Raw genomic sequence first — 5569 nt, forward strand, 5'->3', positions numbered from 1 at the left:
GCGCACTGATTGAGGCAGGTGCTCGATACGATCGAGAAGCTTGCGGCTCACCCGCGCCTGCATCCGATAACTCCAGGCACCTTCGATCAGGACGCGACGGGCCAATCCACTCCCTGCCTTGGTGATGCCGCCCCGGCGGATGCTGGCGCCGCTCGAGTGTTCCGATGGCGTCAGGCCGAGGTAGGACATCAATTGCCGTGGACTGTCGAACCGGTTGAAGTCTCCGACTTCGGCCACCACCGTGACTGCCACGACAAAAGCGACGCCCCGCATGGTCTGCACCGCTTCCACAACCGGGGCGAGGCTCCATGTCGGCAACAGTTGCAGGATCTGGTCGGTCAGGCGCTCGATACGCGCCTCCGCGTCCGTCACCGCATGGATGTAGTCCTGCAATACGACCTGTTGTGCGGGGTGATCAAAGCGCACCGTCGTGAGCCACCTGCGGTAAGCCTTCGTCCAGCCTTTCTTGCCCGGATAGTTCCGCCCATGGCGCAGCAGAAAGCCCTGCATATGCTGCCGCGCCTTGCCTGCAACCCGTATGGCCGTGGCTCGTGCACGGACAAGATCGCGCATCGCTTCATGGGCCGCATCAGGGACCCAAACGGCCGTCAACTCCCCAGCTCTATGCAATTTCGCCAGCATCAGCGCATCGCGCCGGTCTGTCTTCACCCGGTCGCCGGCCTTCACCGGTATCAGGGACGGTGCAACCACAATGCACTCATGCCCCAACTCGACCAGTTGTCGGTGAAGACCATATCCGCATGGGCCAGCCTCATAGCAGGAATGAAGCCGCGCGCCATTTGAAGCCAACTTCTCGACTAGTTTGCGCACGTGGTCAGGGCGGTTGGGCACAGTTCCGAGGCTGCGGACTTCTCCGCCTCTTTCCCCGACTGCGACCCCAACCGAGATCGTTGCCTTATAGACATCCAGCCCAATGAATATGCTACGCTGCATTTGGTCTCTCCCCCATTCTTGAGGCTCGGCACCAGAAAGACTGGAGCAACCCTCGAATGCAGAATGCAATGGGAGAGGCCGCCGACCCAGTCAGCTCACACAGCGATCATCGGGTCTAAAGGGTTGGAAGCACGAAATGTCGTACACTCAAAGCGCATCCATGGCTGTTCTTACCTCGTCACGTTCCCACCTATTTCTCATTGAATTGTCCGCGGACAACACGTGAATAAGTAATTGTCCGCGGACAATCTCCGGAGGGTATGGCCAATGACGTTCCTCAAAGGCGCAAAGTTGCGCGCCCGTTTGCCCAGCGTTGCCGCATAGAAGTAGGCTGAAGGATATCTGATAGATTGACCTCGCTGCAAAAGCTGCCAGATGAGGGCGACGATCTCCATAGGTGAATGCCGTTCCACTGCCTGGTCGAAGTGCTGACTTGAAATGCCCATCATCGGCGCAAGATTACGGGTATGGATGAGCGCATCTCTCTCCGTCACAATCTGCTTCTCTGCATAAATCAGGGCCTCCGGGTACCGGTCCTTCAGCACTGGCAAAACCTCTTTATCAATATGTTCTTTATTGAGACTCTGATGATGACGGTCATTTTGTCCGCCACTGCCGGTCAGATCCTCAGACGAATGCAGCTCAGCGGGCAGGGCAGGGTGGTCCATGACGGTGGGAAGCCGGTCGAGATGCTTGGAGATTTCATCAGCGGAGAGATTACGACGAGCCGCCTTCAGACAATCCAGCGCTGGCTGATCTTCGGGGGCTTCAAGAAGTCTGCGCGCGGCTGCCGCCCGGAGACGCGTTTTGAGAAAGCGAAGCTGGCTCTCTTTTCTTTTGACCTCTTCCGCCTGTTCTTTCAGAGAACTGAACCCCGCGAAGATCGGCGTAAGGTCCAGGCCAAAGCGAAGGACCCTCTGCTCTACAGGATCAAAGCGGGTAAAACGCTTGCGGTTCGCGCTGTCGCTGCGCTGCACAAGGCCAGCCAGGCACAGGGCTTCGATGTGACGACGCAGGCTTCGCTCACTCATGCCGCCCATGCGGGAGAGGAGCGTCTCGTTTGAGGCAAAGACGGTGTGGTGATTCCGCTGGGGCGGAAGGAAGCTCAACAATGCCTCGAGTGTCCGCAAGACCTGCGCGCTGATCCCAAGATGTTTTGCACAAAGCCGCAGCACCGGCAGCACTTCGGCCATGTTAACAGGGTCTGGCGTGGCGCTGCGCACCACCGACAAACCCTCATCCTGTGAGGGGAAATTCTGATGGATCATGTCATTTGGGCAACCCTTCTCCGGTCGCGCCCAACAAAGTGGCCCGTCTGCTGTCAAAAGGCAGCAAAAATCCGACGGCAGAAACTGCCGGACTTGACATTTAAGGAGAGAGATGGCAGATCTGGCTTGCTGAACACAGATCGGGCTCTCCGGGGGAAACCTTGGGGGGCTCGTTCCTTTTTAGGCTGTCCGTTCCTCCTTTCTCTTTCGTTTCGGTTACTGCCGGGTCTCAGACCAGCGGCGATAGAGCGCCTGAAGCTCTTCTTCGGCATTCGCCTCGAACCAGGCGGCGAAATCGGGGTTCTGGCGGCTGTCGATTTTGACGGTCAGGCTGCGGGCGCCGGCTTTAAGTTCAGCCAGCGGGTGACCACGTTCAGAAGTGATCTGACGAAGGGCCTCACGCGGGGCAGGGCGGGTGGCACCTGCCCCGATGCGGGCGATGGCCTGAACCGCTTGCTCAAAGCGTTCATCAGAGGAGAGGCCCGCCGCAGCAGCGTCCAGGTCCTTGATGAGCTTGCCAAAATCAATGCCGTTCTCGCGCACGCTGTCGGCCAGATCTTCCCAGCGGCGACGTCCGACCCCATGGGCCGGGCCGATGGCTTCAATCAGGCTCATCGGAAGGCTGCGGGCAACTTTCTGCATGCGCGACAGCATCGGACGGTCAATCGCAAGCGCATCGAGAATGATGTTCTGCGCATGGCCGCTTTCAGCAAGCTGTGCCGCGAACATCGCTTTCTCGATGAAGCTCGGATCGAGACGCTGGCTGTTCTCCTGGCCCTGAGCCAGAATCGCCTGAGTGTCGTCAAGGGTGCGCACCATAGCGCGGGCCGGCTGATTGAGGACACGCAGCGCGGCAAGGCGACGGCGGCCGTAGACGACCTGATAACGTCCGGGCTGATCGCGCAGCGGGCGCACCATGATCGGCACCTGCTGGCCGTGCTGGCGGATGCTCTCGGCCAGTTCTGCCACCGCCTCCGGCCCGAAAGCCAGACGGTCACGCGGGCCGTCATCGTCGATCAGCGAGGGATCAATCTCGCGCACCGCATTGCTCGACATATCGCGCAGGGTGGACTTCATCCCCGACATGGCGCCGGTATTCGGAAAGCGTGGCGCCCCCGGAACCTCGGTTGCGGGGGCAGGGGGGGGCGGCGGCTGAAACAGATTGCGGCGGGCCATATCTTAAACTTTCCTTCCCCAGGCCTCCTGGAGGACCTTTTCGAACTCGTCTGCGACCCCGTTGACGCTTTCCAAAATCCGCTCAAGTGTGCGGCGGACGACCTGAGAGGGGTCAATCTCATAGATCGTTTGCTGGGTCATGCCGGCATCTGAAATGGCGGTGGACTTCAGCATGGGCGTGTTGAGAACCTGATCGAGCAGGATGGAGCGCAGAAAGCCCGCCATTTGCGACTGCGGAACATCTGTCGGCTCATAGCGCGCGATCAGGAATTTCAGGAACCGCCAGTCGGTGGGACCGGTGATCTCCTCCAGGGTGCGGACAGTTTCACCAGCCATTTCAAGGAATTGCGCCATCGACGCTACGTCCAGCATCGATGGGACAACCGTGATCAGCAGGCCTGTTGAGGCCAGCAGAGAGGTCATGGTGGTGAAGCCGAGCTGCGGCGGGCAGTCGATGATGACCAGGTCATAATCGGCCTCAACCTCTTCCAGCGCGATGGCCAGGCGCTGCGTGAAGGCAGGCTCGATCCGGTGCTGCAGCGCATAGGCGGTTTCGGTCTCATATTCCGAGAGCATCAGCCCCGCAGGCGCGAGATCGAGGTTGTGGAAATAGGTTTTCCGGATCACCTGGCTCAGCGGGACCGGTTCGCTGTAGCGCAGCGCGTCGTAGATCGTGCCGCCCTCGGCAAATTCGATCTCCGGACGATAGCCGAACATGGTGGTCAGACTGGCCTGCGGGTCCATATCCAGCGCCAGAACACGGTAGCCCCGCAGCGCATAGCGCTGCGCCAGATGAATCGCCGTGGTGGTTTTAGACGATCCGCCTTTGAAGTTCACAATCGAAATGACCTGCAGATCATCCCCTTCGCGGCGGCCGGGGCGGTAAATCTCGCCATTGCGCCCTGTCCTGGCCATCACATCGCGAATCGCATCGATTTCCGCGGCCGTATAAAGCCTGCGCCCGCGGCTGTCAGTTTCCACGGCCGGGAAGTCGCCTTCCTGATGGCGGGTCCGCAGATTCGACAGGCTGATTCCCGTCAGCTCCGCCACCTCGGCAGGGTGGAATTTCCGCAGAATTTTGCGGGCTTCCGGGTGAAAACTGTTGCGCATATGATCGTTCAGCGCATGCGAAAGCCGTTCCGCGCTTGCGCTGATGCTTCCGGCGATGGATCCGGGGCTGGGACGAGCTGTGCCTGTCATGTGCTGCGATGCCTCTTGTCGGGCCGGATGTTAGTTGACGCAGAATTGCATAAAAGTGCAAATTTAGCGACAGAAAAGTTTCTGGCACGCAAGCGCCCGTCTGACAAGCAGATTCGCGACGCCGCGACAGGAATCTTCACCCGAGGGTTGTCACCCTCCGGCCAAGGTCACCGCTGCGTAATGGCTGAAAGAAGATTATGGGCGCCGTCACAGCCTCCGCCTGCGAAGGAAGCGCGCAGTTTACGGCGGAAGGTCTGGTCCTTCTTCAGATACCATTCACGCGACATTGCCGCTTTCCGATCAGCGCAGCGCTCAAGATGAACAAGGGTCCAGAGAGCGCCCCTTGTGCTTCTGGCGCCTTTTTTTGTGCCTGAATTATGCTCTGCCAGCCGTCGTGCCGGATCGCTGGTCCAGCCGACATAGGTCCGTACACCGCGCAGGTCTTTTGTGGCCAGAACATAGACATAGGCGGGAGCGTGCTGCTCAGGCGGGGCAGGTGGGGCGTCGGTGGTCAATGCGGTATCAGCGGTTGTGAGATTTCCTGAGAGCCTGCGGAGAGGCGCGGCAAATGTCCAGATCGCAGCAGCGAACGCGCGACCAGGAAAGTTGCAGGTTTTGGGGCGTTAACTGATCCGGACGACCGGGCGATTCCCGGAAACTCTGACAGGAGACAGCATGAGTGATCCGTTCAAAAGCCATGCCCTTGGCCCCGCCGGCCCCGCGATCGGCGGTTTTGCGGTGACACCTTCCGACAGCAATGATCTCACTCAGATGGTCCGTGCCATCTCGATCGGGGGGGAGGGAGGAACGCTGAGTTTTATCAGTTCGCGCGACGGGCAGACCTATACCACCGGCGAGCTTTTGCCCGGCACCTATCCCCTCTTTGCCCGGCGCATTCGTGCTACCGGGACGGCATTGCCAAGTTATTTTCACCTGGTGTGTTGCAGTCTGTGTGAAGCCGGTCACGCGGT

6 protein-coding genes are annotated in these 5569 nt (G+C 59.8%); 1 reads left to right on the plus strand and 5 read right to left on the minus strand.

The features are described from left to right. From EP867_RS18580 to EP867_RS18600, 5 genes are all read right to left on the minus strand, one after another. Positions 1 to 954, minus strand: a 954-nt coding sequence (locus tag EP867_RS18580) for an IS110 family RNA-guided transposase (protein WP_128490944.1), incomplete at its 3' end; no start/stop codon positions are given. Between the two features lie 197 nt (positions 955 to 1151). Then, positions 1152 to 2222, minus strand: coding sequence for a helix-turn-helix domain-containing protein (locus EP867_RS18585; RefSeq protein WP_128490945.1), 1071 nt, complete (start codon positions 2220 to 2222; stop codon positions 1152 to 1154). 216 nt (positions 2223 to 2438) lie between these two features. Then, the gene (gene repB / locus EP867_RS18590; RefSeq protein ID WP_128490946.1) at positions 2439 to 3398 is read right to left on the minus strand and encodes a plasmid partitioning protein RepB; all 960 of its coding nucleotides are present in this window, start codon (positions 3396 to 3398) and stop codon (positions 2439 to 2441) included. A gap of 3 nt (positions 3399 to 3401) precedes the next feature. Then, a complete protein-coding gene (gene repA, locus EP867_RS18595; protein ID WP_128490947.1) occupies positions 3402 to 4598 on the minus strand; it encodes a plasmid partitioning protein RepA in 1197 nt (398 codons plus the stop codon). Positions 4599 to 4765: 167 nt separating this feature from the next. After that, a complete protein-coding gene (locus tag EP867_RS18600) occupies positions 4766 to 5113 on the minus strand; it encodes a GIY-YIG nuclease family protein (RefSeq protein ID WP_128490948.1) in 348 nt (115 codons plus the stop codon). Between the two features lie 160 nt (positions 5114 to 5273). Between EP867_RS18600 and EP867_RS18605 the strand changes: the two genes are divergently transcribed. After that, the coding region (locus tag EP867_RS18605) for a spike base protein, RCAP_Rcc01079 family (protein WP_128490949.1) at positions 5274 to 5569 on the plus strand (296 nt) is incomplete at its 3' end.

It is taken from the genome of Falsigemmobacter intermedius (assembly GCF_004054105.1).
Lineage (GTDB): Bacteria > Pseudomonadota > Alphaproteobacteria > Rhodobacterales > Rhodobacteraceae > Wagnerdoeblera > Wagnerdoeblera intermedia.

Bases quoted from the DNA above. Each gene is read 5' to 3' on its own strand.
- EP867_RS18585 (WP_128490945.1), bottom strand. From the start codon at position 2,222: ATGATCCATCAGAATTTCCCCTCACAGGATGAGGGTTTGTCGGTGGTG.
- repB (WP_128490946.1), bottom strand. From the start codon at position 3,398: ATGGCCCGCCGCAATCTGTTTCAGCCGCCGCCCCCCCCTGCCCCCGCA.
- repA (WP_128490947.1), bottom strand. From the start codon at position 4,598: ATGACAGGCACAGCTCGTCCCAGCCCCGGATCCATCGCCGGAAGCATC.